At 61.5% G+C, this 22684-nt stretch carries 27 protein-coding genes and 1 pseudogene; 15 read left to right on the top strand and 13 right to left on the bottom strand.

Annotation, left to right across the window (positions count from 1 at the left end; translation table 11 throughout):
- Nucleotides 1-601: 601 nt before the first annotated feature.
- Nucleotides 602-1222 (bottom strand): annotated as a pseudogene (locus ABID37_RS21180) (type IV secretory system conjugative DNA transfer family protein); the annotation flags it as partial.
- A gap of 124 nt (nt 1223-1346) precedes the next feature.
- Between ABID37_RS21180 and istA the strand changes: the two are divergent.
- The 5 genes from istA to ABID37_RS21155 all read left to right on the top strand — a co-directional run bounded on the left by istA (nt 1347) and on the right by ABID37_RS21155 (nt 6598).
- Nucleotides 1347-2843, top strand: coding sequence for an IS21 family transposase (gene istA / locus ABID37_RS21175; protein WP_354198383.1), 1497 nt, complete (start codon nt 1347-1349; stop codon nt 2841-2843).
- On the top strand, nt 2840-3598 hold the full coding sequence (gene istB / locus ABID37_RS21170) for an IS21-like element helper ATPase IstB (protein ID WP_354198381.1): 759 nt from the start codon (nt 2840-2842) through the stop codon (nt 3596-3598). The genes istA and istB overlap by 4 nt, the downstream gene beginning before the upstream one ends.
- 165 nt (nt 3599-3763) lie before the next feature.
- Nucleotides 3764-4723, top strand: coding sequence for a hypothetical protein (locus ABID37_RS21165; RefSeq protein ID WP_354198379.1), 960 nt, complete (start codon nt 3764-3766; stop codon nt 4721-4723).
- 364 nt (nt 4724-5087) lie between these two features.
- The gene (locus ABID37_RS21160) at nt 5088-6176 is read left to right on the top strand and encodes a sulfite oxidase (protein ID WP_354198377.1); all 1089 of its coding nucleotides are present in this window, start codon (nt 5088-5090) and stop codon (nt 6174-6176) included.
- A gap of 11 nt (nt 6177-6187) precedes the next feature.
- A complete protein-coding gene (locus tag ABID37_RS21155; protein WP_166647728.1) occupies nt 6188-6598 on the top strand; it encodes a cytochrome C-552 in 411 nt (136 codons plus the stop codon).
- 5 nt (nt 6599-6603) lie between these two features.
- Here ABID37_RS21155 and ABID37_RS21150 read toward each other — a convergent pair whose 3' ends face one another.
- Genes ABID37_RS21150 through ABID37_RS21140 form a run of 3 tightly spaced genes read right to left on the bottom strand, consistent with a single transcriptional unit; the run spans nt 6604 to nt 9953 of the window.
- On the bottom strand, nt 6604-7428 hold the full coding sequence (locus ABID37_RS21150) for a prolipoprotein diacylglyceryl transferase family protein (RefSeq protein WP_354198375.1): 825 nt from the start codon (nt 7426-7428) through the stop codon (nt 6604-6606).
- 1 nt (nt 7429) lies between these two features.
- A complete protein-coding gene (gene dsbD / locus ABID37_RS21145; RefSeq protein WP_354198373.1) occupies nt 7430-9253 on the bottom strand; it encodes a protein-disulfide reductase DsbD in 1824 nt (607 codons plus the stop codon).
- A gap of 37 nt (nt 9254-9290) precedes the next feature.
- Entirely contained in the window at nt 9291-9953 is a 663-nt protein-coding gene (locus ABID37_RS21140) for a DsbA family protein (RefSeq protein ID WP_354198371.1), read from the bottom strand.
- A gap of 280 nt (nt 9954-10233) precedes the next feature.
- Between ABID37_RS21140 and ABID37_RS21135 the strand changes: the two genes are divergently transcribed.
- Together ABID37_RS21135 and ABID37_RS21130 are read left to right on the top strand one after the other, a co-directional pair.
- The gene (locus ABID37_RS21135) at nt 10234-10896 is read left to right on the top strand and encodes a response regulator (RefSeq protein WP_354198369.1); all 663 of its coding nucleotides are present in this window, start codon (nt 10234-10236) and stop codon (nt 10894-10896) included.
- Nucleotides 10896-12227: an ATP-binding protein gene (locus ABID37_RS21130; protein ID WP_354198367.1), complete on the top strand. Its 1332-nt coding sequence runs from the start codon at nt 10896-10898 to the stop codon at nt 12225-12227. Before ABID37_RS21135 ends, ABID37_RS21130 begins: the two co-directional genes overlap by 1 nt.
- A 15-nt stretch (nt 12228-12242) precedes the next feature.
- On the opposite strand, the gene ABID37_RS21125 is transcribed toward ABID37_RS21130, so the two are convergent.
- The 9 genes from ABID37_RS21125 to trxC form a co-directional block, all read right to left on the bottom strand.
- Nucleotides 12243-12968 carry a L,D-transpeptidase gene (locus tag ABID37_RS21125; protein ID WP_354198365.1) on the bottom strand — a complete coding sequence of 242 codons (726 nt, stop codon included), beginning with the start codon at nt 12966-12968 and terminating at the stop codon, nt 12243-12245.
- A 60-nt stretch (nt 12969-13028) separates the two neighbouring features.
- A complete protein-coding gene (locus ABID37_RS21120) occupies nt 13029-13646 on the bottom strand; it encodes an SAM-dependent methyltransferase (RefSeq protein WP_354198363.1) in 618 nt (205 codons plus the stop codon).
- An 11-nt stretch (nt 13647-13657) separates the two neighbouring features.
- The gene (locus tag ABID37_RS21115) at nt 13658-14143 is read right to left on the bottom strand and encodes a thioredoxin family protein (RefSeq protein WP_133675116.1); all 486 of its coding nucleotides are present in this window, start codon (nt 14141-14143) and stop codon (nt 13658-13660) included.
- A gap of 29 nt (nt 14144-14172) precedes the next feature.
- On the bottom strand, nt 14173-14955 hold the full coding sequence (gene dsbG / locus ABID37_RS21110; protein WP_354198361.1) for a thiol:disulfide interchange protein DsbG: 783 nt from the start codon (nt 14953-14955) through the stop codon (nt 14173-14175).
- A gap of 112 nt (nt 14956-15067) precedes the next feature.
- Complete coding sequence (locus ABID37_RS21105; protein WP_354198359.1) at nt 15068-15412, bottom strand: cytochrome b/b6 domain-containing protein; 345 nt, start codon at nt 15410-15412, stop codon at nt 15068-15070.
- Between the two features lie 33 nt (nt 15413-15445).
- A complete protein-coding gene (locus ABID37_RS21100; protein WP_354198357.1) occupies nt 15446-15910 on the bottom strand; it encodes an MAPEG family protein in 465 nt (154 codons plus the stop codon).
- 23 nt (nt 15911-15933) lie between these two features.
- On the bottom strand, nt 15934-16302 hold the full coding sequence (locus ABID37_RS21095) for a DUF5368 family protein (protein WP_354198355.1): 369 nt from the start codon (nt 16300-16302) through the stop codon (nt 15934-15936).
- Nucleotides 16303-16314: 12 nt separating this feature from the next.
- Complete coding sequence (locus ABID37_RS21090) at nt 16315-17607, bottom strand: NAD(P)/FAD-dependent oxidoreductase (protein WP_354198353.1); 1293 nt, start codon at nt 17605-17607, stop codon at nt 16315-16317.
- Between the two features lie 20 nt (nt 17608-17627).
- Complete coding sequence (gene trxC, locus ABID37_RS21085; protein ID WP_354198351.1) at nt 17628-18092, bottom strand: thioredoxin TrxC; 465 nt, start codon at nt 18090-18092, stop codon at nt 17628-17630.
- Between the two features lie 90 nt (nt 18093-18182).
- On the opposite strand from trxC, the gene ABID37_RS21080 reads away from it, so the two are divergent.
- From ABID37_RS21080 to ABID37_RS21045, 8 genes are all read left to right on the top strand, one after another.
- Nucleotides 18183-18503: an ArsR/SmtB family transcription factor gene (locus ABID37_RS21080; RefSeq protein WP_354198349.1), complete on the top strand. Its 321-nt coding sequence runs from the start codon at nt 18183-18185 to the stop codon at nt 18501-18503.
- 54 nt (nt 18504-18557) lie between these two features.
- Nucleotides 18558-19763 carry an MFS transporter gene (locus ABID37_RS21075; protein ID WP_354198347.1) on the top strand — a complete coding sequence of 402 codons (1206 nt, stop codon included), beginning with the start codon at nt 18558-18560 and terminating at the stop codon, nt 19761-19763.
- A gap of 115 nt (nt 19764-19878) precedes the next feature.
- Nucleotides 19879-20763, top strand: coding sequence for an MBL fold metallo-hydrolase (locus tag ABID37_RS21070; RefSeq protein WP_354198345.1), 885 nt, complete (start codon nt 19879-19881; stop codon nt 20761-20763).
- Nucleotides 20763-21077 carry an ArsR/SmtB family transcription factor gene (locus ABID37_RS21065; protein ID WP_435521610.1) on the top strand — a complete coding sequence of 105 codons (315 nt, stop codon included), beginning with the start codon at nt 20763-20765 and terminating at the stop codon, nt 21075-21077. Before ABID37_RS21070 ends, ABID37_RS21065 begins: the two co-directional genes overlap by 1 nt.
- 115 nt (nt 21078-21192) lie before the next feature.
- A complete protein-coding gene (locus ABID37_RS21060; RefSeq protein WP_354198343.1) occupies nt 21193-21414 on the top strand; it encodes a YgaP family membrane protein in 222 nt (73 codons plus the stop codon).
- Nucleotides 21411-21839, top strand: a complete 429-nt coding sequence (locus ABID37_RS21055) for a YeeE/YedE family protein (protein ID WP_213630863.1) — start codon at nt 21411-21413, stop codon at nt 21837-21839. Before ABID37_RS21060 ends, ABID37_RS21055 begins: the two co-directional genes overlap by 4 nt.
- Complete coding sequence (locus tag ABID37_RS21050) at nt 21839-22282, top strand: DUF6691 family protein (protein ID WP_354198341.1); 444 nt, start codon at nt 21839-21841, stop codon at nt 22280-22282. The genes ABID37_RS21055 and ABID37_RS21050 overlap by 1 nt, the downstream gene beginning before the upstream one ends.
- A 38-nt stretch (nt 22283-22320) precedes the next feature.
- Nucleotides 22321-22647, top strand: a complete 327-nt coding sequence (locus tag ABID37_RS21045; RefSeq protein WP_354198339.1) for a protein tyrosine phosphatase family protein — start codon at nt 22321-22323, stop codon at nt 22645-22647.
- Nucleotides 22648-22684 lie beyond the last annotated feature (37 nt).

Here is a 22684-nt window from a genome sequence, read left to right as displayed (position 1 = left end):
ATGTTCGGACCCCAGCCTCTAGCTGCCCAGAGCCTCAGACGAATCCATCAAGTCTCACCACGCGCGTCCCTCCCGCGAAGCGGGTTCGTGCATGGTGGCGCATTGCGGTCAAAGTACAGTAGCCTGCTGAACGGCCGCTTTCCCGGCTTGGGCGCCCAGAAGCGGTCGGGCAGCTTGCCACCCCAACCAAGACCTTCCCGTAGCCTCCATTGCACTTTTCTCCTGAGTGCTTCACTTCTCTGCTGAAATTGACAACCATCAAGGCGGCGCTCATTCACTGGCGCAATCTCGAAACCCGCCCCGAGGATCTGGAATATCTGGCTGGCAATTGCGGCGAGTTTGCCTTGCTCGACACGCCGCAGCTTGATCGGCTCATCGAGAAAGTCAGCACCGGGGCATGATCCTGCCCCTTGTTCAATCCACGCCGGAGGCGGATCGAACATACCCGAGCAGGGCGAGGGGCGATGCCCCTCGTCCCGATGCTTTCAGCATGGCCGCAGGGCGCAGGCGAGGGCAGGGGCGGCGTAGCCGGATCGGAGCCACGCGCAGGCGCAGTCGCGCCGAGCATGGCGAGAACCAACCCCTTTGCCCCCGCCTTGGCAGGTCCGAAATTGCTTTGGCCGACGACGCGGAGCATTTCCGGGCGTCGGAAGTAGACCGCACGTCCGCAGCGTAGCGGCGGGTTGCCGCTGGTCAGCACGATTTGCTCATCGGCCCGCATCTGTGTGACCTCGTGGGGGAGGATCAGGGGCCGTTGCGAGAGTTGCATCGAGCGCGTTCGGGACGACCCCATATCGCGCGATGTGCGCGATAACTGGCCGACTTCGACAGTGGTCGTGCCGCAGCGTTTGGAAATGTATTCGGCGGTTTCGGGATCATTGATGGCCGAGAACGACACCCAGGATGCGGATTCGAACCATTTACTGGTCGCATCGCGCCCGCCAAAGGCTTCGCGCATCTGGCCGAGGGACTGGAACAGCATCAGCAGCGTGACACCGTACTTTCGGCCCGCATCGCGGGCCGTCTCGATAATCCGCATATAGCCAAGGCGAGCGGCCTCATCGAGCAGGAAAAGGGCGCGTTCGGGCATGTCGCCATTACGGTTATAGATGGCTTTGAGGAACGCCCCGATAATCACGCGGGCCATGCCGGGGTGATTTTCGAGGGTGGAGAGATCGATGTTGATGAACACGGTCGAACGACCGTCGGCAATGTCATCTGTTTTGAGAGCGGCGGTGCAAAATTAGTCCACGGTAGCGGCGGGATAGTCCTGCTGCGGGCGGCGTAAAAGTCGTCCACCTATTTTCCTTCTGCAACGAGCGCAGGAGGGACAGGGGATCTACACCGTGGAACTTTATCTGAAGGTTCGCCTGGCTGTTTCGGAAGGGATGAGCCGACGGCAGGCAGCGAAGCATTTCAACATATCGCGCGACAGCGTGGCCAAGATGCTGTCATATTCGACCCCGCCCGGTTATCAGCGCCGGTCACCGATCCGGCGGCCGAAGCTCGATGCGTTTGTTGCGACCATCGATCATTGGCTCGATGAGGATATGAAGGTGCCGCGCAAGCAGCGCCACACGGCCAAGCGGGTGTTCGACCGGCTTCGCGACGAGTGTGGCTTCCCCGGCGGCTACACGATCATCAAAGATTACATGCGCGAGCGGGATCAGCGTCGCCAGGAGGTATTCGTGCCGCTGGCGCATCCGCCAGGGCATGCGCAGGCCGATTTCGGCGAAGCTCTGGTGGTGATCGGCGGCATGGAGCGGAAGGCGCACTTCTTCGTGTTGGATCTGCCGCATAGCGACGGCTGCTATGTGCGGGCCTATCCGGCGGCAGTGTCGGAGGCCTGGGTCGATGGCCACATCCATGCGTTCGCCTTTTTCGGGGCTGTGCCGCAATCGATCGTCTACGACAACGATCGCTGCCTGGTGGCGAAGATCCTGCCAGACGGCACGCGCAAGCGGGCGACGCTGTTCAGCGGCTTCTTGTCCCACTACCTGATCCGGGATCGCTATGGCCGCCCCGGCAAAGGCAACGACAAGGGGAATGTCGAGGGGCTGGTTGGTTATGCCCGGCGCAACTTCATGGTGCCGATCCCGCGGTTTGCGACGTGGGATGCCTTCAACGGCTGGCTGGAAGAACTATGTCGCAAGCGTCAGCGTGACAGGCTGCGCGGGGAGAGCGAGACGATCGGCGAGCGGCTACAGCGCGATCTAGCCGCCATGCATCCGTTACCGGCGTCACCCTTCGATGCCTGCGACCAGGCCAGCGCCCGTGTGACGGCGCAATCTCTGGTCCGCTACAAGACCAACGACTACTCTGTTCCGGTCGCCCATGGCCATCAAGAGGTCTGGGTTCGCGGCTATGTCGACGAGGTGGTCATCGGCTGCCGTGGCGAGATCATCGCCCGTCATCCCCGAAGCTGGGAGCGGGAAGACGTCGTCTTCGATCCGCTGCATTACCTGCCGCTGATCGAGCGGAAGATCAATGCGCTGGATCAGGCCGCTCCTCTTCAGGGCTGGGACCTGCCCGAAGAGTTCGCCACGCTGCGTCGCCTGATGGAAGGCCGCATGGCAAAGCATGGCCGGCGCGAGTACGTGCAGGTTCTTCGCCTGCTGGAAAGCTTCGAGCTTGCGGACCTGCACGCGGCGGTGAAGCAGGCCCTGCAATTGGGCGCGATCGGCTTCGACGCCGTCAAGCATCTTCTCCTGTGTCGGGTGGAGCGCCGGCCGCCGCGACTGGACCTGTCCATCTACCCATACCTGCCGAGGGCGACGGTCGAGACGACATCGGCGAAGGCGTACATGCGTCTTCTGTCCACGAATGCGGGAGAAGCGGCATGAGCGCCGAAGCCTCCGAGATACTGCTTTCCCACTATCTCAAAACCCTCAAGCTGCCGGCCTTCCAGCGGGAGTATCAGAAGCTGGCGCGGCTTTGCGCCACCGAGGGCGTCGACCATGTCGGATACCTGACCCGGCTTGCCGAGAGAGAGATGATCGAACGGGATCGCCGCAAGGTCGAGCGTCGCATCAAGGCGGCCAGGTTCCCTGTCGTCAAAAGCCTCGACAGCTTCGACTTCGCCGCCATCCCGAAGCTCAACAAGATGCAGGTCCTGGAACTGGCGCGTTGCGAATGGATCGAACGGCGCGAGAACGTCATTGCCCTCGGACCCAGCGGCACGGGAAAGACGCATGTGGCGCTCGGTCTGGGCTTGGCCGCCTGCCAGAAGGGCCTGTCTGTCGGCTTCACCACTGCCGCCGCGATGGTCAGCGAGATGATGGAGGCGCGTGACGAACGGCGTCTGCTCCGTTTCCAGAAGCAGATGGCCGCCTACCAGCTTCTCATTATCGATGAGCTGGGCTTCGTGCCACTCTCCAAAACCGGCGCGGAATTGCTCTTCGAGCTAATCTCGCAACGCTACGAACGGGGTGCCACCCTGATCACCAGCAATCTTCCGTTTGACGAATGGACGGAAACCTTGGGGTCCGCGCGTCTGACCGGCGCGTTGCTCGACCGCATCACCCACCACGTCAACATCCTCGAGATGAACGGCGACAGCTATCGTCTCGCCCAAAGCCGCGCCCGAAAGGCCGGCTGAAACCCTCTCAAAAAAATCGCCACGCAGGCATGAGACCACCGCTCGGGCTACGCCCTCCCGGCGGTCTCATGCCTGCGCCGCAAGTGGCCGACTTTTACGCCGCCCATTGGCCTGATTTTGCTCCGCCGTTGACATTCTTCTGGATTCATATTTTCGAATGCAAGCATGTGCGCATTTGGAAACGAGGATGACTTGATCTCTGTTTGCAGCGTCCTGAACTCTAATGTCGCCCCCCACTTTTTGCGAATTCTCGCGCCCTCGGTTAATTTTGGCGCTCTCCAGATCGGTGCAGTCCCGCTCCCAGAGAGAAGGATTTTAGGCGCGATTTCAGGAAATTTTGAGTGGTTTTGTACTACTGCCAAATCCGACTGGGACGCCTACGAAACCTCTTGGGATTTCACCACGCTTCCGCTGCTCTCGCCCGACCATCGAAGTGAGACGCTTTCGGCCAGCTACACGAATCTCCGCGCCCATTGGCAGGGCATGGCGGATGAAATGCAGCGGTTGGAGGAAGAGAACAACCGCATCTTCATCGACGCCTATGGCTTGCAGGATGAACTCACTCCTGAAGTGCCGATCGAGGAAATCACGCTTACCTGCAACCCGGCCTATCGCTATGGCGTGAAAGGTTCGGAAGAGGACCGCGAGGCGCGCTTGCGCGAAGATACGGTGGCCGAATTCCTGCACTATGCCGTGGGCTGCATGTTCGGGCGCTACAGCCTCGACGCGCCCGGCCTAATCCTCGCCAATCAGGGCGAAGGGGTCGAGGAGTATCTGGCCCGTGTGCCGGAACCGACCTTCGCTCCCGACCGCGATAATGTCATCCCGGTGCTCGACGCCGACTGGTTCGCTGATGACATCGTCACGCGCGCTCGCGATTTCCTTCGCGTGGACGCCTGCTTGCAGCCGAGATGGTTGCGCCGGCGGCCGAACATATGGTCAGCTTCTCGCGCTGTCGATTGGCGAGAGACTGACCGTGCACGATCTGCTTCGCATGCCGTTCAACGTCCTGCGATGGGAGAGGGCCTGTCCGCGGAGTTGCGCATGGCCCCGCGCGAACTGCCGGCCTGCAACATATCCGATCTCGTCGGCTGCGGGTCGATGGGTGCCAAGGCGCTGGAGTAGCGCAAATGACGCGAGGTTATTGACCAAGGGTGGCCTGTAAGGATCTCCTCGTCTACATTGCTGGAGGAAATATCGACTGAGGATTTCGCGTTCATGATCTAAGCGGTTGTTTTGCAGGCCGTAACAGATGCCCAGGGAGGTAATGATGGTGCTTTCAATCGACAGGAAAGAAGATCGGGATCATTCTGAGGAGATCACGACAACAATACTCGACCGGCTATCCATTTCCGATCGACGTGGCTTCCTGAAAAGTACCGGCCTGACCGCCATTGGCGCAGCGCTCGGAATGGCGGTGCCTTTTGGACGCCACTTCCCCGATGGTCTCGTTCCCGCGGCGTTCGCGCAAGATACCGGCGCTGACTTGATGTCGGAGAAGGACGGCCTGACGGTGCACAATGACCGGCCGCTCAACGCCGAGACACCTGCACACCTGCTGGATGACGACATCACGCCCTATTCGCGGCTGTTTGTGCGCGCCAACGGCCTCGTTCCGCAGTCGGCGCTCGACAAGGATGCGAGCGACTGGACGCTCACTATCGACGGCGAAGTAGAAAACGAGCTTTCCCTCACCATCGATGACCTCAAAAGCGATTTCGAGCACGTCACCCTGGCGCTGGTGCTCGAATGCGGCGGCAATGGCAGGGCATTCTTCCAGCCCGGCGCTTCGGGCAACCAGTGGACGGTCGGCGCGGTCGGGTGTCCGCAATGGACAGGCGTGCGGCTGCGAGACGTTCTTGAAAAGGCTGGCGTGAAATCTTCGGCCGTCTATACGGGCCATTACGGTAATGACGTCGATATTTCTGGAGACCCCGACAAGGTGGTGATTTCGCGCGGCGTGCCGATCGAGAAGGCGATGGAGCCGGAAGCCCTGATCGCATGGGCGATGAATGGCGAGGACATTCCGGCGCTGCACGGCTTCCCGATACGTCTTGTCATCCCTGGCTATCCAGGCTCGGTGTCGCAAAAATATCTGACGCGGATCTGGATCCGCGACAAGGAGCATGACGGGCCGAAGATGGGTGGCTATTCCTACCGCATGCCGAAATATCCGGTGGCGCCCGGAACCGAGGTTCCGGAAGAGGATATGGAAGTCCTTACGGTCATGCCGGTGAAGTCGATCATCACCGCGCCGGCGACAGGCGCGGAAGTGACACAAGGACAGGCCGTAGAAGTGCGCGGCCATGCCTGGGCGGGCGATGGTGACGTGAAGGCGATGCATGTTTCGCTCGACTTCGGCCAAACCTGGCAGGAGGCCACGCTTGAATCGGCCCCGAACAAATATGCCTGGCAGCGCTGGCGCGCCGAGGTGACGCCGCCGGAGCAGGGCTACTACGAGGTGTGGGCGCGGGCGACGGACATGAACGACGTCACGCAGCCCGCGGTCACGCCCGGATGGAACCCGCGGGGCTATGGCAACAACATGATCCATCGCATCGCGCTGTTTGCCAGCTGATCGGACTGATTGTGAATTTCCACCTTCTTTTGAGAGCAGCTATCGCTTGCGCCGCGGTGACAGGAGTTTCACTGTCCGCTGCAGCGCAAGAAAACGACTTTCGCACCGGCGAAATCCTGCTCGCCCAAGCAGCCGGTTACGATCCGATGCGCCCGGCAATGCCGTTACCGGGTGCTTCTCCGCGCCCTGAAGGCAACCCGGAATTCGACGGTTTGATCGACGGTCCGGGCGCGGAAGACACCTTTTATATGTGTTCGGCCTGTCACTCTATCGCCCTGGTGAAGCAGCAACGCCTGTCGGACGCGCGCTGGGATTATCTATGGACCTGGATGATCGAGGACCAGGGCATGGCCGATCCGGGTGAGGAGTTGCGGGAAACCATTCTCGACTACTTGAAGGAGCACTACTCGTCGGAACGGTAACCAGGTCACTTGCCTGAATCGCTCCCCGTGTCCTGCAGTTTCTGGATCCCAGTCAGCAGGCCTTCGTGCGAAATCTCACCCATATGGACAGACTGGAGCGCTCCGTCGCTGCCGATGAAGAATGTCGCTGGCAGGCCGGGAACCTCGTAGTGGCGTCCAAACTCGCCAAGCGAATCCAGAACCACATGGTCCAGTTCGAGGTTTTCAGTGGTGAGAAAGCGCTGGATGACGTCCGCGCCTTCGCCCTGGTTGACGAACACCAGCCGGGCGTCGTCGGTGTTCGCTGCGACGTCCGCCATCATCGGCATTTCGCGCCGGCAGGGCGGGCACCATGTCGCCCACAGATTGATGACCGTCGGTTGGCCTTCCAACATGGTTGGCTCGAACGGCTCGCCGGCTAACGTGCGGAACATGCCTCCCGACGGCAGCGGGGTAGCCGGCGTTCCTGCGGTTAGTTGCAGGATGAAGAAGGCTGCATAGGCAGAAATGACGGCCGGCAGCGCCGCCCACAATGCAAGGCGTAGCTCGCTCCGAAATTGGATCAACGTATAGGCAATTGCCAGTGCAACGCCCGCTCCGATCATGAAGCCGCCCTGCCAGATGAACAGGGCGCGCAGTGGATCGGCGAGAAAGTTTTCCCCGTGCTGGATGACGTGTCCGGCACGCGCGCCGAAAATAAAGGCGAGCGTCGCACCCCAGGCCCAGGAAGAGAAGCGCTGGTCGACTTTCCTCGCAAGGATCTCGCTCAGGATCAGAAACACGGCGATTGCCAGAATGGCGGCGAAACGGTCGGGCGCGAAGACCAGCGGGCCGATGGCTATGGCGTTCATGTCAGCGTCTCGCCAGCTCGAGCGAGGCTTTCAGCGTCGCGATCGTCGCGTCGCCGATCAGGCGGGAGCCGCTCGCCTCCTTCGAGTCGCCGTCGAAGAAGATCATGGTTGGTGGCCCGACGACTGCCAGGTCTCGCATCATCTCCTGATTGGTCTGATCGAGCGCGGTCAAATCGACCCGGACGCGCTGGAAGCCGTCGAGACCAGCAATGATCTCGGCATTTTGAAGAACATCGCGTTCGATGGTTTTGCAGATCACGCACCAATCCGCGGTGAAATAGACGAAGGTCGGCCGCCCGTCTGCTGAAGAGATCACCTGCATGAGGTCCGGCATCGATCCGGCTTCGATGAATGTAGTCGATGTTTCAGCGACGTGCTGTTGCGAACCGCCACTGCCGGCGCCGAAATGGCCAAGCGGGCGCAGCGGATCGCCTCCGCCGGACGCCGCGCCGATGGCGAAAATCACGCCGGCGAGAGAGAGCGCCAACCCGGCTGCTTTGCGAAACCGCGGTCCGGCGGCCGCCTCCGCTGTCAAGCGGTCGGCGACGCCGATGAAGACGGCCGCCGTTAGCAACAGGAGCGCCCAAAGGGCGAGGGTGGCCTGGGGCGGCACGATGCGACCCGTCATCCAGATGGCGGCGCCAAGGAAGACGAAACCGAAGACATACTTGACCTGCACCATCCATGCGCCGGCGCGCGGCAAGGCGCGGCTGCCGATCGTGCCGAAGGCGATCAGCGGGATCCCCTGGCCGAGCCCCAGCGCAAACAGGGCGGCTGCGCCGAGATATGCGTCACTGGTCTGGGCGATGTAGAGAAGGGCGGCGGCAAGCGGCGCCGTGACGCAGGGTCCGACGATCAGCGCGGATAGAAAGCCCATGCCGGCGGCCCCGCTGACCGATCCGCGCGATCCGGCGGTTACGCCAGCCATTCGGTTGACCCATGCGCTCGGCAGCTGCAATTCGAACAATCCGAACATCGACGCCGCCAACACGACGAAGAGGACGGAGACCGCGCCGATCGCATAGGGCGATTGCAGCACCATTTGCAGGTTCTGGCCCGACCAGGCCGCGACGATGCCGAGAAGGCCGAAAGCCGCCGCCATCGCCAACACATAAGAAGTGGACAATACGAAGCCGCGCCGCGCTGTCAGCGCCTCGCCCTCGCGCGCCAGGGTTGCGCTGAGGATTGGGTACATCGGCAACACGCATGGCGTGAAGGCGAGAAGCAGGCCGAACACCAAGAAGCTAGCAATTACCCAGCCCGCGCCGCCGATGGCCAGCAGCGAGCCGATCATGCCGCCATTCTGCGTCTCGTCGGCGAGCGTGAAGCCGCCGATTTCTGTATTCCCGGCAGACGGCGATAAAGGCGCGGCGATGCCGAATCCAACGACAGGCTCGGAAAGCTGCAAACTGCCAGTATCCAGCGCCACTGTCATCGGTGGGTAGCAGATGGAATCCTTCTTGCAGCCCTGGTAGGTGATGGCGACTTCGCCGGGCGCATCGGCCCCGAGCCGGGCGACGGCCTCAAGATAATAGACTTCGGACGGCCCGAAATTGGCGTCTTCAGCTTCAACGATACCCGGATCGGTGTGAAGGGCGACTTTTTCCCCTGTTGCTGGGTTCTTTGCTTCCAGATGGTCGCGGTAAAGGTAGTAGCCGTCCTCTATCTGCCAGCGCATCTCGATCGTGTCGTTAGTTTCACGCTCGACTGTGAGGCGGAAAGCTTCTTCCGCTTGCAGCAGATCCTGCTGCTGGGCCGCGGCGGAAAGCGACCAGAGCGCGACGAACAGGGACGTGATTAGGCGAAGGAAGATCTGACGGGGCATAGTCTTTCTCGGCGTATTCCAGTGATCGACGAAGCCGTCAGGCAGCGTCGCGTGCGTCCTTCACAACCTGTCGGAACCCGGCTTCGTCGAGCGCCGAAGCGACGAGGAACTGCCCTACCAGAAATACGGGTGTGCCGCGCAAGCCCAGCCCCTCTGCTTGCGCGTTGTTGCGTTGGAGCAGGGTGGTGATGTCCGCATCATACTCGTTCGCGTCTGCCTCGAGCTGGGCCATATCGAATCCTGCGGCTTGCAGGGCCTGCCGCATCCTGTCTTCCGGGATTCGGGAACCCTCGATGCCCATCAGGGCGCGATAGGCGTCCTCGTAGCGGTTCTGATATTTGGCGGCGAGAGCCAGCTTTGCGCCATATACAGAGGATTGGGCAAGGATTGGCCAATCCTTGTAGATGTGGCGGATGTTGCCGTCGGATGCGAGCACAGCGCTGAGCGGATCGACCGTGCGCTTACAGAAAGGGCAATTGTAGTCAAAGAAGGAGACGATGTTCAGATCGCCATTCGGGTTTCCACCTATCGGCGCATCCGGATCGTTGAGGATCATTTCCGCGGAAAGATCATCAGCGCCGACCCGTGTCGCAATGCCCGCGCCAATCAAGGCCGTCAGACCCATCAGAATCGAGCGCCGATCCCATGCGGCAGTGGCAAAAGGTGTGGCAGTTCTGTGTATGCGGTGATTCTGCATCATCCGGCTCCGGCTGTTCCATTTCGGCCGAGGTCGACGGTGAACCTTAAGGCGGGCTTAAGGTGCCGCGATATGACGATCCCATCACCGGCAACGGCGGGACCGCAGGGCGCGTTGATCTGGTTCAAGCACGCACCCGTGTTGCACGAAGATGTCCGACAGCTGCCGCAGTAGGATCCGGTGCCGCCTCACTGCATGATCGCTTTGCCAGGCGATGTCTGGAAATTCTTAAGCTTGCCTTAAGCCTGTCGCAGGATGGCAGGCTTTCTGTCGAGGTGATCTGATGCGCGTGCTTATTGTCGAGGACGATGCCGTTCTTCGTGACGGCTTGCGGGTGGGGCTTGGGATCGGTGGCTTCAACACCGACGCCGTCGAAACCTGTGAGGAAGCCGATGCGGTACTGAAGAACCACGAATTCGACGCGCTGGTGCTCGACCTGATGCTGCCCGATGGCTCCGGCCTTGACGTGCTGAAGTCGATGCGCGAGCGCCGCGATACCACGCCGGTGCTGCTTCTGACCGCGCGCGACCGGGTGGCCGATCGCATCGTCGGGCTTGATGCCGGCGCGGACGACTATCTTGGCAAGCCGTTCGATCTCGACGAGGTTGCCGCGCGCCTGCGAGCGCTTTTGCGGCGCGCAGCGGGCAGGCCGGGTGCGCGGCTGGAATGGAACGGTCTCAGCCTCGATCCGGCCAAGCAGAAGGTCGAGCAGGACGGTAAGCCTGTGCACCTGTCACGCCGGGAATATGCCGTGCTGCACACGCTGATGGCCCATCCCGGCCAGATCCTCTCGCGCAGCCGCATCGAGGAAAAGCTCTATGGGTGGCAGGAGGAGGTCGAGAGCAATGCCATCGAGGTCCACATCCATCATCTTCGTGCCAAGCTGGGATCGGACGCGATCCAGACTGTGCGCGGCATTGGCTACCGGCTGGGAGGCGAGATGTGATGCCTTCGATCTCCAAACGACTTTTCATCATCCTCGCCGTAACCACCAGCCTCGTCTGGCTTTCGGCAGTGGTGTGGATTTATCTGTCGACGCGCGCCGAGGTGGAACGGGTGCTTGACGCCAGGCTGATGGAGGCCGGCCGCATGGTCTCCTCGCTTATCGTCAGCCAGGAGATCGTTGTCGATTCGACACCGAGCTCCACCACAGGCCTGCCTTTGCGTGCCTACAGCACCTATGATCGCCAGCTTTCCTGCCAGATCTGGTCATTGCAGGGTGCGCTGATTGGGCGCTCCGATGGCGCGCCTGACGAGCGGCTTTCCGAACACGCTGACGGGTTTTCCGAAACCGTGATCGGCGGCGAGACATGGCGCGTCTACGCCGTCACCAATGAAGAACTCGGCGTGCGGGTCCTCGTCGGCGACAGCATGTGGATCCGCGACCGGCTGGTGAACGATGTCATTCGCGGCCTGCTGCTGCCGGCGCTGCTGATCCTGCCCATCCTCGGCGGGTTGATCTGGCTCAGCGTGCGGCGCGGGCTCGAGCCGTTGCGCAAGATCGCCGGCGACCTCGAGACACGCCATGCCTCGGACCTCAGCCCGATCGACGGTGCGGCGACGGCGACTGAAATCGCGCCGGTGCTGCATTCGCTGAACGGGCTGTTCGCCCGCGTCGCGGGGCTGCGCGAGCGCGAGCGGAACTTCACCGCCTTCGCGGCCCATGAACTGCGAACTCCACTGGCGGGGCTGAAGACGCAGGCGCAGGTAGCGCTGGCCAGCGACGATGCCGCCATACGAAAACAGGCACTGAGCCAGATCGTGATCGGCGTTGACCGAACCTCCAGGCTGGTCCGGCAACTTCTCGATATGTCCTCGCTGGAAGCGTTCGATCAAGTGGAGAGGAAGGGCTCGGTTCGAGCTGGCCCGGTGCTGCGCGCGCTGGCCGAGGAACTGGCCGATCCCGTGCGCGAAGTGACGGTGGAGATCTCTCCGGCACTCGACATGCTCACCGTCGAGATCGAGCCGGAACTGTTCACGCTGGCGGCCCGCAATCTTCTCGAAAATGCGGTCAATCACTCACCTCAGAGCGGCGTGGTGCGCTGCCGCGCAGCAGAGACAGGCGGTATTGTCATCGAGGATGACGGCCCGGGCATCCCGCAGGAAGAGCTGCCCAGAATCACCGAGCGCTTCTTCCGCGGCCGCCATAAGGCCGCCGTCGGCAGCGGCCTGGGTCTCGCCATTGTCGAGCTGGCGTTGGGGCGGAGCGGCTGGCAGTTGCAGCTCTTCAACCGGGAGACTGGCGGTCTGAGCGCCGTCATTGGCGTTCATGCCTGATACGCCAGGCACAGCTCACGTCGTCAGCAGATGCCTCATCGCAGGATCGGCGATCACCACCAGCGGACTGCCGTCACGCACATTGTCGGCGAGGTGGATGACGTCCTGATTGACCATTCTTATGCAGCCAGACGATACGGCTTGGCCGACCGTCCACTCCTCGGGACTGCCGTGGATGCGATAGATCGTGTCCTGGTTGCCCTCGTGGATATAGAGCGCGCGTGAGCCGAGCGGATTGTTCAGGCCCGGATCCATGCCGCCATTGGCGATGCTGACCGGTTCCAACTCTGGCTGGCGCGCGACCATTTCGTCGGGTGGGTTCCAGCGGGGCCATTCGCGCTTGTAGGCGATGTGGCGGCCTCGTCCCGCCCAGGAGAACCCGTCCCTGCCAACGCCGACGCCATAGCGCACCGCGCGCCCGCCGGGCCGCACGTGATAGAGATAGCGGTTCGGCGTATCGACGATGACGGTGCCGACCCGTTCGTCGGTCGGATAGTCGATTTCTGTGCGCCACCATTTGGGATCGATCCTGGAGACATCGACAGCCGGAATCGGAAACCGCTCGTACGGCATTGCATAATACATGGGCGGTATTGGACGTGAGGGGGGAGACGGAGTTGCCGGCGTTGTCGTCTGAGAACGCCGGGTTGTCGCCGAGCAGCCTCCCAGGACCAGCGCAACTGCACCAATAAGAAACCCGCGCCGCCCCAGCGTATTGGGATAACGAATCTGCGTACTCAAAACAGTGTCCTTGCATCACTTGCTGTGTGCGCAGGACATGGGCGCCACCTTAAGCCAACCTTAAGGGCTGACGGCGGGCCGGCGTGCGACGAGGTCGATAAGGGCCGAAGGCCCGCTATGACCGCTGCCTTCGTGGATCGTCGCATCATGCTCCTGCAGGTGCAGGATTTCGAAGTCGCCGAATGCTGAGATCAGCAGGTCGCGCGTATACATATTCTCGCGCTGCGGCGGCCCACCTGTGCCAAGCTCCACCTGCTCGGGACGATAGCCGTGCAACAGCAAGAGCCCGCCTGGTCTCAGGGCGCGCTTCATCGCCTCAAAGAGCTGCGCCCGCATTGCCGGGTCCGCGAACTGGATGAAGATCGCGACAACGTAGTCATAGGTCTCGCGTGGCCAGCACCAATCGGCAAGATCGGCTTGTTCAAGCTTGATCTCAACGCCTGATTCACGGGCCAGGCGCGCGCTTTTTTCCAGCGCGACAGATGAGGCGTCGATGGCATGTACCTTGAGACCGAGACCGGCGAGAAACACGCCGTTTCGCCCTTCGCCATCGGCGACCGCAAGGACGCTGCTACCCTTTGCGAAGCGATCGGCTTCACGCTTCAGGAAGGCGCTCGGCTCGCGCCCAAATAGATAGTCCTCGCCGCGATAGCGTTCGTCCCAGCGGTTTACCGTCATCCGTAGTTCCTTCAGATCCCCGAAAACGGCGCCAGGCGCCGGATCAGATTGCGTCTTGAAAACGATCCCAGCGATCGGGTCTGATCGTATTCCGCGCCCGTTGCGGCGTCCACGACGAAGAACGTGGGCGGGCCGCTGGCGCGAAGATGAGCAAGAAGCTGGCGATTGGCCTCGTCCATGGCCGTGACGTCCACCTTCAGCAGCGGCACATGTTCAAGATTTCGCCTCACCGTCGGGTGGGAAAGGATTTCGCGCTCGATACGATGGCAGACCGCGCACCAGTCCGCCCTGATGTCCACCAGCGCAAAGCGGTGTTGCCCGACAAGCGCGGCGAGCGCCTGGTGATAGGAAGAGACATCTCGCACCAATTCGCCTGAAGCGGCGGGCACCGGTGTCGCCAGCAGCACAGCCGGCGCGGCAAGGCCGCCCGCCAGAAGCGCTCGCCGCGTTAATCGCGCTCGCTTTTCTTCCCTTGTTTGCGCTGTTTCTGGCTGCATCGTTCCTGCCTCTTGTGACTTTCGGCTTGCTAAAGCGGTCCGAACAGCTCCTCGAGCGCCGCCCCGCGCGGAACACCGCTCTGGAATCTCAGCGATCCATCGTCGCTTTTGGCAATCAGCCCCGGAGTGCCGCTGAAGCCGAGCTGACGCATCAGTTCGACATTGGCGTTAAGCTGGACATTACTTTCGTCGGAAATGGTTTCGAGCGGGGCGATCCCGCCTTCGGAATGATGGACTTCGTTGAAGGCCAGGGCAGCTTCCGGGTCCTCTGCTTCGAGGATCGCTGCTGCCTTCGAGGCTAAATCCGCCCGGATCACGCCCACCATGACATGGCGCAACTGCACCCTGCCGGCCTCGACCCAGGGTCGCGCCGAGGTCCATAGTTGATTGCAGAACGGACAATTGGCGTCAGTGAAGACATAGACGATACGCTCGGCATCGGGCCTGCCATCACCGACCCAGCCGGCGGCCGCCAGCGAGTCCCACGCACCCTGTTCAATCGGCTCGCTGACGATGCGACGCAGCTCTTCGTCAGCAACCGGATTGCCCGCTTCGTCGATCAACGTCCCGATCCGAGCATAGCCGGAGTCAGGCATGACGTAGACGGCGAGCGCCTGCGTACCCACGCTGGCAGCGAATGCATCGAGACCGCCGGGCACATCGAGCGGGCCGTGGATGGTGAGCCCCTGGGCTTTCAGGGTATCGAGCACTGGCGCGTCGGTGTTGCTCGCAGGACTGCCCCCGGGCTCATCGCTATCGCTACACGCGGAAAGCGCGGAGGCAAGGGCCGCGGTGAGCAGGAGCTTCTTCATGCTTTTTGGTTCAGCCTGGTACGTGGAGTTCATGGTCGGCCGATTGCTCGCTCTCGATCCTTAAGGCAGGCTTAAGGCCGGAACTTCCTCACTCGCGCGCGGTGCCTTGATGTCAGACCATCCGTTTCAGTATCGGGTTTCTCAGGATCAGATGATGGAAAATGACCGCAAGCAGATGAAGGGCTATCAAGGCGATCAGCGGGACCTTCAGCACACCGTGAGCGGTCGCGGCCGCCTCGACACCACCGAACCAGGCCGCCATCCCGGACATCGACATGGCGGCGAGCAGGCCATAGAGGCTCCAATGCGCCACCATCCGTAGCAGGGCGGGTTCGTTGTCCGGCGGCGGAGGCGCGGCCCTTTGCGATTTCAGGACGAGTCGCCAGACGACTAGAGCCAGGATCAGCACGCCGCCGGCGACATGCGCCAGAATCAGCGGGTTGAACGAAACCGGCAAGCCATCTGCGGCGGCGTTCCAGGCCTGAGCAATTCAGAACAGTCCGGCGAGCACAATCAGGGAAGAGATCAGGATCACGCCCCAGGTGCCAAGGACGCCGAAGCCGCGAAATGGCTTTTGCAGCGGCGACCCCTCAGACGCGGCCATGCCGATAGGGTGAGCGATGCGCGCAAGCACAAGGACTGCGCCAAGTGCGTGAATTCCCCAGGGATCCAGGCCGGCCATTTCGTTGAATGCGATCAGGATCAGCCCCAACGGCACGTATTCCGCGAAGTTGGCATGGCTCCGGATGCGCAGGATCAGCGAGAATTGCCCGTCATCTCCCATTGCGACTTTGTGGTGCGCACGAGCCTTGACCACCCAGAACGACAGGCCTGTGAAAACCAGACCAAGCAGAGCGGCATAGAACGCCGTCACCTGTGGGAAGACCATCAGAATACCTTTGCTGAACATGAATGATTTGTTGTTTGACCGACGATGGCCCGCCTGGCGGGCCATCGGAAATGCTTACTCGGCCTTAATCAGGCGATTGCCGCCACCCGCCGATTGGAAGCGAAAGCCATGATGATGAACACGGCCGATCCGACCACCCCGTCCGGCACAAGGGCAAAGAGAGCCGCAAACAGGACGTCGATGGGTGCGGCGAGCGCGCCGGCTCCGGCCAAGGTCCAGATTGGAACGAGGAAGGTGAAGATAATCGTGGTCACCAGGCCCGCCCCAAGCGCGGCAACCAGTGAGCGCCGGGCCGGCGTGCCGTTCTTCTGAAGCGTCATGATGCCGGCCACGATCGCGGCGAGAAGCAGGACGGCGAGGACGACGAACCCCCAGAGCCAGCCGCCCATGCTCTCGGAGAGGATGAAATAGATCGTCGTGAGATCGAAATCACTCATGGTGTCTTCTCCCTATGCACGCCCGCGCAGCATGGCGCGATAGGCCCCGAGCAGGCCTTTTTCCTCGATCAGCCAGGACACCCACAATTCCTTCAGCGGATCGATGAACGGGAAGGAGGGGATCAGATTGCCGTCATAGTCGAATTCGATCAGCATCGCCTTGCCGATGCCGGTGACCATCGGGCAGGAAGTGTAGCCATTGTAGACCGCCTGCGGCGTTCGGCCGGCCGTTTCGGCGACGATATTGTCGACGACCACGGGCACCTGCCATTTAACGCTGGCTGCCGTCTTGCCGCGTGGAACGCCGGCAATGTCGCCGACCGCGAAGACGTTCGGATAGCGAGGATGACGCAATGTGGCCTTGTCGGCCTCGATCCAGCCGTCTGCGGCGAGCGCGCCGTCCTGCCAGGGCAGGGGGCTTGCAAGCACTGCGTCCGGCGCACGCATGGGCGGGACGACGTGGATGAAGTCGTAGTCGAGCGTGACGTCGCCGATGTCGGTGGCATAGGTCGCCTGCTTCGCGCCCGGTTCTATCGCTTTTAATATATGGCTGTAATTGACGGCAATGTCGCGGTCGGCGAACATTTCCGTAACCTTGTCATTGACCGGAGTAACGGAAAAGACGGCCGGGTTGTGGGCGTTGTAAACGAGCTCGACCGCGCCGCGGCGACCTCGGCGTCGCGCCTTGTCGTCGGTGATGAAAGTGATCTTGAGTGGGGCCCCGGCGCATTTCATCTCGCCTGCCGGACGTCCGAGCAGGCCGACTCCGCCCGTCTCGATGAAGCGGTCGATTGCGGCCGCTGACGCATTGGCCTGCTCGGGCCCGGCATAGATCGAGGCGATGCCGTCGCGGCCGATCAGCGACACGTCCATGCCCTCGATCGCTTCGTAATTGAGCTTGAGCCCCGTCGCGACCATCAGGAAATCGTATTCGAACCGCTGGCCAGTGGCGGTTACCACGGAATTGGCGTCGGGATCGAATTCGGCAACCGCGGCTTCGATCCATTCGACGCCGCGGGGCATGTAATCGACATTACGCTCCGTCACCTGCGCGGGAGACCAGACGCCGGCGCCAACCAGCGTGAAGCCAGGCTGGAAATGATGCTCCTTCTTTGCGTCGATGACGGTGATGGTCGCGTTGGGCATGGCGCGGCGCAGCCGTGACGCAAGGGCTAATCCCGCTGCCCCTGCACCGGCTATGACGACACGCGCCCGGGAATCGGACGTCTGGGCCTGTGCGGCTTCTACGCCCAAACCGACTGAGGCAAGAGCTGCCGCTCCCACCAGAAATTGCCGTCTTTCCATTTTGTCGCTCTCCCTCGGAATCAAGTTGCTTTTTGTGCGGCGGAATTCTTTGAGAGCTGGTCTCGCGCCCATCCGACGATTTGCTGGGTGTTCATGGCTCCCGAAATCCGTCCAATCTCGCTGCCTTCCAAATAAAGCAGCATGGTCGGAATGCCTCTTATAGCGAGGCGTCCTGCAACGCCTTGCTCCACCTCGGAATTGAGTTTGAGCAGTCGCATCTCTGGCTCGAGGATGGCCGCCGCAGCCTCGAAGGAGGGCGCCATCATACGACAGGGACCGCACCAGGGCGCCCAGACATCGACGAGAACCGGAATGTCGGAACGGCCGGTCTGACGCGAAAACATGCCGGCATCGGCGTCGAGCGGTTTGCCGTTGAACAGCGCATTGCCGCATTTGCCGCACTTGCCCACACCGGCGGGCTTGTCCGTGGGTACGCGATTGGTCGCGCCGCATCCTGGACAGACGATCTGGCGGTTACCAGACATATGATCGATACTCCGTTTACGGCCCGCCTCCGGCTTGATGGAGGTGGAATTCTGTTGACTAGATATACGCAATAACGTAGATACGCAAGAATGAATAATAAAATTGCTATTAACCCAGATGAGATGCGCGCCGCTGTCGATCAGGCGAGCGAGCTGATGAAGGCGCTGTCGAACCAGCACCGTCTCCTGATCCTGTGCCGCCTGATCGACGGAGAGAAATCTGTTGGTCAGCTCGCGGAATTTCTTGGTATTCGCGATTCGACCGTGTCCCAGCACCTGGCTTTGCTGCGCCGCGACGGCATCATTTCCGGCCGCCGCGACGGACAAACCATCTGGTATCGCATTGAGGCCGATATCGCCCGCGAGGTCGTGAGCGTGCTCTACGCCCACTACTGTTCACCCAACGATTGATTCAAAGCACCGAACCCTCGCGATGCTCTTCGCCAGGGCAAAGCGAGAATGGATATGACCGAAGACAATCAGGCGCTCGCCCGGCGCAATACTTTCGTGCTCACCGCTGCGCAGGCGTTGGGCGCAGCAAGCCCGCCGATTATCATTTCTCTTGGCGGATTGGTCGGTCAGCAATTGTCTTCCGACCCGACGCTCGTGACGCTGCCGGTCAGTCTGTTCAATCTCGGTCTTGCTGTGGGTACGCTTCCGGCGGCCTTGGTGATGCGGCAGATCGGACGGCGTAACGGCTATCTGCTCGGGACGGGTTTCGGCATGGCCGCGGGGCTCGTGGCGGCATGGGGCATCTTTGCCGCTTCATTCGCAATCTTCTGCATCGGCACTTTTATCGCCGGCTTCTACGCCGCCTATGTGCAGAGCTACCGATTCGCGGCGACCGATGCGGCGACCGGTGAACTCAAGGCCAAGGCGATCTCCTGGGTAATGATTGGCGGCCTGATCGCCGCGATCATCGGCCCTCAACTCGTGATCTGGACCCGGGATGTGGTTCCCGGGACACCCTATGTCGGCAGCTTTCTCAGCCAGGCCGCGCTCGCATTGATGGCGGTTCCCGTTCTGCTCATGCTGCGTACGCCAAAGGCAGCAGCAGCCGGGAAAGGCCGCGAGGACACCGGACGACCGTTGATGCAGATCCTGCTGATGCCGCGTTACATGTTGGCCGTTGCCGCCGGCGTCGTCTCCTATGGACTGATGGTGTTCGTGATGACGGCAGCGCCCATCGCCATGGTCGGCCATGGTCATTCGGTCGATCACGCGGCGCTCGGCATCCAGTGGCATGTGCTCGCGATGTTCGCGCCGAGCTTCGTCACCGGCCATCTGATGGCTCGCTTTGGTAAGGAGCGCGTGACGGCGTTCGGGCTCCTGCTGATTGCGATTTCGGCCGTCTTCGCTCTCGCCGGATTGCAACTCGTCCATTTCTACGTGTCGCTGATCCTTCTGGGCGTCGGCTGGAATTTCGGCTTCATCGGCGCGACCGCCATGGTCACGGATTGTCATACTGAGGCCGAGCGCGGAAAGGCGCAGGGAGCCAACGACTTCCTGATCTTCGGGACGGTGGCCGCGGCGTCCTTTTTCGCCGGCGCGCTGCTGCATGCGTCCGGCTGGCAGACGATCAACTGGATGATCTTTCCGGCCGTCGCGCTGATCCTCGTGCCGCTGCTTTGGCAGAGCGCCCGAACCGTGCCCGCGACGCCGGCGGAATAGGTTCGCAAGGCAAGACTTATCAATAACAAAATAATGCTTGCGAAAAAATGTAATCGATATTATGTGAGTGTCAGCCGCTCGGCGGTCGCAAGAAATGAGCAAGAGGAAAAATCCCATGACAACCAAGCCTGAAGTCACTGGCTTCTTCGATCCGCGCACCTGGTCGATCCAATATGTCGTCGCCGACCCGGAGACGAAAAAATGCGCCATCGTCGATCCGGTGCTCGACTATGACGAGAAGTCGGCGGCGACCGCCACGACGCATGCCGACAATATTCTCAAGTTCATTGCCGAGAAGGGCTACGAGGTCGAATGGATCCTCGACACGCACCCGCACGCCGATCACTTTTCCGCCGCCGCCTATCTTAAGGACAAGACCGGCGCGCCGACGGCCATCGGCGAGAAGGTCGTCGAGGTCCAGAAGCTCTGGAAGGATTTCTACAATTGGCCCGACTTCCCGGCCGATGGCTCGCAGTGGGACAAACTTTTCGCTGATGGCGAGACCTTCAAAGTCGGCAATATCGACGCGAAGGTGATGTTCTCGCCGGGTCATACGCTGGCTTCGATCACCTACGTGATCGGAGACGCGGCCTTCGTTCACGACACGCTGTTCATGCCCGACAGCGGCACGGCCCGCGCCGACTTCCCCGGCGGCAGTGCGCAGCAATTGTGGAAATCGATCCAGGACATTCTCGCGTTGCCGGACGAGACACGGATTTTCACCGGCCATGACTATCAGCCGGGCGGTCGCGAACCTTTGTGGGAGTCGACCGTGGCCGAGCAGAAAGCCAGGAACATCCACATGTCGGTTCATAAGACCGAAGCGGAGTTCATTGCCGCACGCGACGCGCGTGACAAGACACTTGCGATGCCCAAGCTGATCCTGCACGCCCTCCAGATCAACACCAATGCGGGACGTCTGCCTGCACCCGAGGACAACGGCAGGCGCTACCTCAAGATTCCGATGAACCTGCTCGAAGGCGCCGCCTGGGACGACTGATGGAAATGATGCTGATCACGGATGAAGCAAGGGAGCTGAGGGGGAAAGTCGGTGAAGCCACTGCCTTCCTCAAGAAGCTTGCCAACCCCGATCGCCTGCTGGTCGCCTGCGCTCTCGTCGAGGGCGAACGATCGGTGCGTGAACTCGAGGATGGGCTCAGTATCCGCCAGCCAGGTCTTTCGCAACAGCTCGCTGAACTGCGCGAGGCCGGCCTGATCGTCGGACGCAAGGAGGGGAAGCAGGTATTCTACCGGCTGGCCGATCCGCGCGTCGAAACCTTCGTCCACACCATGTATCAGCTGTTCTGCAAATAGGCGGGTGGCGCACCTGTCCGGGGTCTCAATTCTACCTAATATCTTCATTATTGCGTAGATACAGAAATCCGACTATTCTGGCGTTTTCAACCTCTGCTAGCGAAAGAAAACAGCCATGAAACTCAATGTCGGAACCCCGGATCGCATCGCCCGCCTCATCATCGGTGTCCTCCTGCTGGTCGCCCCTTTCGTTACCGGCTGGGCGCTGTTCACCAACCCGCTGTGGACCTGGATCTTCGTCATTGTCGGGCTCGTGCTCGCGGTGACCGGCCTCGTCCGCTTCTGTCCGGCCTACGCACTCTTTAATCTCTCGACATCAAGGACCAAGGATCAATGACAGAATTTACCCCGTGGCTGTCGCTGTTTGGCGGCAGCCTCATCGGCCTCGCCGCAGTGTTGTTAATGGCGTTTCACGGCCGTATTGCCGGTATGACCGGAATCCTTTCCGGCCTTGTGCCGCCCTTCTCTAACGATTGGGGCTGGCGGGCGGCATTCCTTGCCGGAGCCGTCGGCGCGCCGGCGCTGATCGTCGTCATGACCGGCTATGACATTCCCTTTGAAAGCCCCACCCCCGCACCGTGGCTGATTGTCGGGGGGATGATTGTTGGGGCCGGCGTCTATTTCGGTTCGGGCTGCACCTCCGGGCATGGCGTTTGCGGCATGGCGCGTGTTTCGCCCCGCTCGATCGTTGCAACGCTGACTTTCATGGCATCGACTGCCGTCACCGTTTTTATCGTCCGCCACGTCATCGGAGGTTTGTAATGGTTCGCGTTCTTTCCGCTCTCATTATCGGACTGGTCTTCGGGTCCGGCATCGCGCTTTCGGGCATGGCTAATCCCGCTAAGGTGCTGAACTTCTTTGACTTCGCTGGAACCTGGGATCCCTCGCTTGCCTTTGTCATGGGGGGTGCGCTGATCGTCACCGCGATTGGCTATGCATTTGTCCTCCGGCGCGAGGCGCCAGTATTTGATCGCATGTTCCACCTGCCCACGCGCCGGGATCTCGATTTCCCGCTCATTGCCGGCTCGGCCGTATTCGGCATTGGCTGGGGCATCACCGGCTTCTGCCCGGGCGGCGCCATTCCCGCGCTTGGCCTCGGCCATGGTGATGCGTGGCTGTTCGTCGGCTCTATGGTCGGCGGCATCGCTGTCGCGCGCCTTGCGCGACATTCTGCGGCTGCGCGCGCGACCGCGAAGGCAACCTGAATATGTGGCCATTCAATCTTTTTTGGAAATCCGGAAAAATGAACATCAAGAAGATCGACGACCGATTTGCGACGACGGGTCAGGTTCGTCCTGAGGATGTCGCACAACTCGCCCAGGACGGCTATGTTGCGATCGTGTGTGCAAGGCCCGACAACGAGGAGCCCGGCCAGCCGGCCTTCGCAGCCGTCGCCCGAGAAGCCGAAAAGCACGGGATGAAGGCGATTCATATTCCTGTTACGGGAGCGCCGTCAGCCGCAGAGGTCGATCGTTTTGAAGAAGCTTTGGAGACTATTAACGGGCCGGTCCTGGGTTATTGCCGCTCCGGTGCCCGCTCTGCGGCGCTCTATTCATCAATCGGGCAGTAGCCCCCCTACTGTCCGATCGGGCGCTGTCACTTCCCCC

The organism is Aquamicrobium terrae, from assembly GCF_040545735.1.
GTDB classification, from domain to species: domain Bacteria; phylum Pseudomonadota; class Alphaproteobacteria; order Rhizobiales; family Rhizobiaceae; genus Mesorhizobium; species Mesorhizobium terrae_A.
This window is presented reverse-complemented; position numbering and strand designations above follow the sequence as displayed.

Excerpts from the sequence above, each read along its gene's own strand:
- ABID37_RS21130 (WP_354198367.1), top strand. The coding sequence starts at position 10,896 with ATGCCTTCGATCTCCAAACGACTTTTCATCATCCTCGCCGTAACCACC.
- ABID37_RS21135 (WP_354198369.1), top strand. The coding sequence starts at position 10,234 with ATGCGCGTGCTTATTGTCGAGGACGATGCCGTTCTTCGTGACGGCTTG.
- ABID37_RS21150 (WP_354198375.1), bottom strand. The coding sequence starts at position 7,428 with ATGAACGCCATAGCCATCGGCCCGCTGGTCTTCGCGCCCGACCGTTTC.
- ABID37_RS21095 (WP_354198355.1), bottom strand. The coding sequence starts at position 16,302 with ATGAGTGATTTCGATCTCACGACGATCTATTTCATCCTCTCCGAGAGC.
- ABID37_RS21160 (WP_354198377.1), top strand. The coding sequence starts at position 5,088 with ATGTCGGAGAAGGACGGCCTGACGGTGCACAATGACCGGCCGCTCAAC.
- ABID37_RS21050 (WP_354198341.1), top strand. The coding sequence starts at position 21,839 with ATGGTTCGCGTTCTTTCCGCTCTCATTATCGGACTGGTCTTCGGGTCC.
- dsbD (WP_354198373.1), bottom strand. The coding sequence starts at position 9,253 with ATGCCCCGTCAGATCTTCCTTCGCCTAATCACGTCCCTGTTCGTCGCG.
- dsbG (WP_354198361.1), bottom strand. The coding sequence starts at position 14,955 with ATGAAGAAGCTCCTGCTCACCGCGGCCCTTGCCTCCGCGCTTTCCGCG.
- ABID37_RS21055 (WP_213630863.1), top strand. The coding sequence starts at position 21,411 with ATGACAGAATTTACCCCGTGGCTGTCGCTGTTTGGCGGCAGCCTCATC.
- istB (WP_354198381.1), top strand. The coding sequence starts at position 2,840 with ATGAGCGCCGAAGCCTCCGAGATACTGCTTTCCCACTATCTCAAAACC.
- ABID37_RS21120 (WP_354198363.1), bottom strand. The coding sequence starts at position 13,646 with ATGACGGTAAACCGCTGGGACGAACGCTATCGCGGCGAGGACTATCTA.
- trxC (WP_354198351.1), bottom strand. The coding sequence starts at position 18,092 with ATGTCTGGTAACCGCCAGATCGTCTGTCCAGGATGCGGCGCGACCAAT.
- ABID37_RS21140 (WP_354198371.1), bottom strand. The coding sequence starts at position 9,953 with ATGATGCAGAATCACCGCATACACAGAACTGCCACACCTTTTGCCACT.
- ABID37_RS21070 (WP_354198345.1), top strand. The coding sequence starts at position 19,879 with ATGACAACCAAGCCTGAAGTCACTGGCTTCTTCGATCCGCGCACCTGG.
- ABID37_RS21060 (WP_354198343.1), top strand. The coding sequence starts at position 21,193 with ATGAAACTCAATGTCGGAACCCCGGATCGCATCGCCCGCCTCATCATC.
- ABID37_RS21065 (WP_435521610.1), top strand. The coding sequence starts at position 20,763 with ATGGAAATGATGCTGATCACGGATGAAGCAAGGGAGCTGAGGGGGAAA.
- ABID37_RS21165 (WP_354198379.1), top strand. The coding sequence starts at position 3,764 with ATGTGCGCATTTGGAAACGAGGATGACTTGATCTCTGTTTGCAGCGTC.
- ABID37_RS21045 (WP_354198339.1), top strand. The coding sequence starts at position 22,321 with ATGAACATCAAGAAGATCGACGACCGATTTGCGACGACGGGTCAGGTT.
- ABID37_RS21080 (WP_354198349.1), top strand. The coding sequence starts at position 18,183 with ATGAATAATAAAATTGCTATTAACCCAGATGAGATGCGCGCCGCTGTC.
- ABID37_RS21100 (WP_354198357.1), bottom strand. The coding sequence starts at position 15,910 with ATGGCCCGCCAGGCGGGCCATCGTCGGTCAAACAACAAATCATTCATG.
- ABID37_RS21115 (WP_133675116.1), bottom strand. The coding sequence starts at position 14,143 with ATGCAGCCAGAAACAGCGCAAACAAGGGAAGAAAAGCGAGCGCGATTA.
- ABID37_RS21090 (WP_354198353.1), bottom strand. The coding sequence starts at position 17,607 with ATGGAAAGACGGCAATTTCTGGTGGGAGCGGCAGCTCTTGCCTCAGTC.
- ABID37_RS21075 (WP_354198347.1), top strand. The coding sequence starts at position 18,558 with ATGACCGAAGACAATCAGGCGCTCGCCCGGCGCAATACTTTCGTGCTC.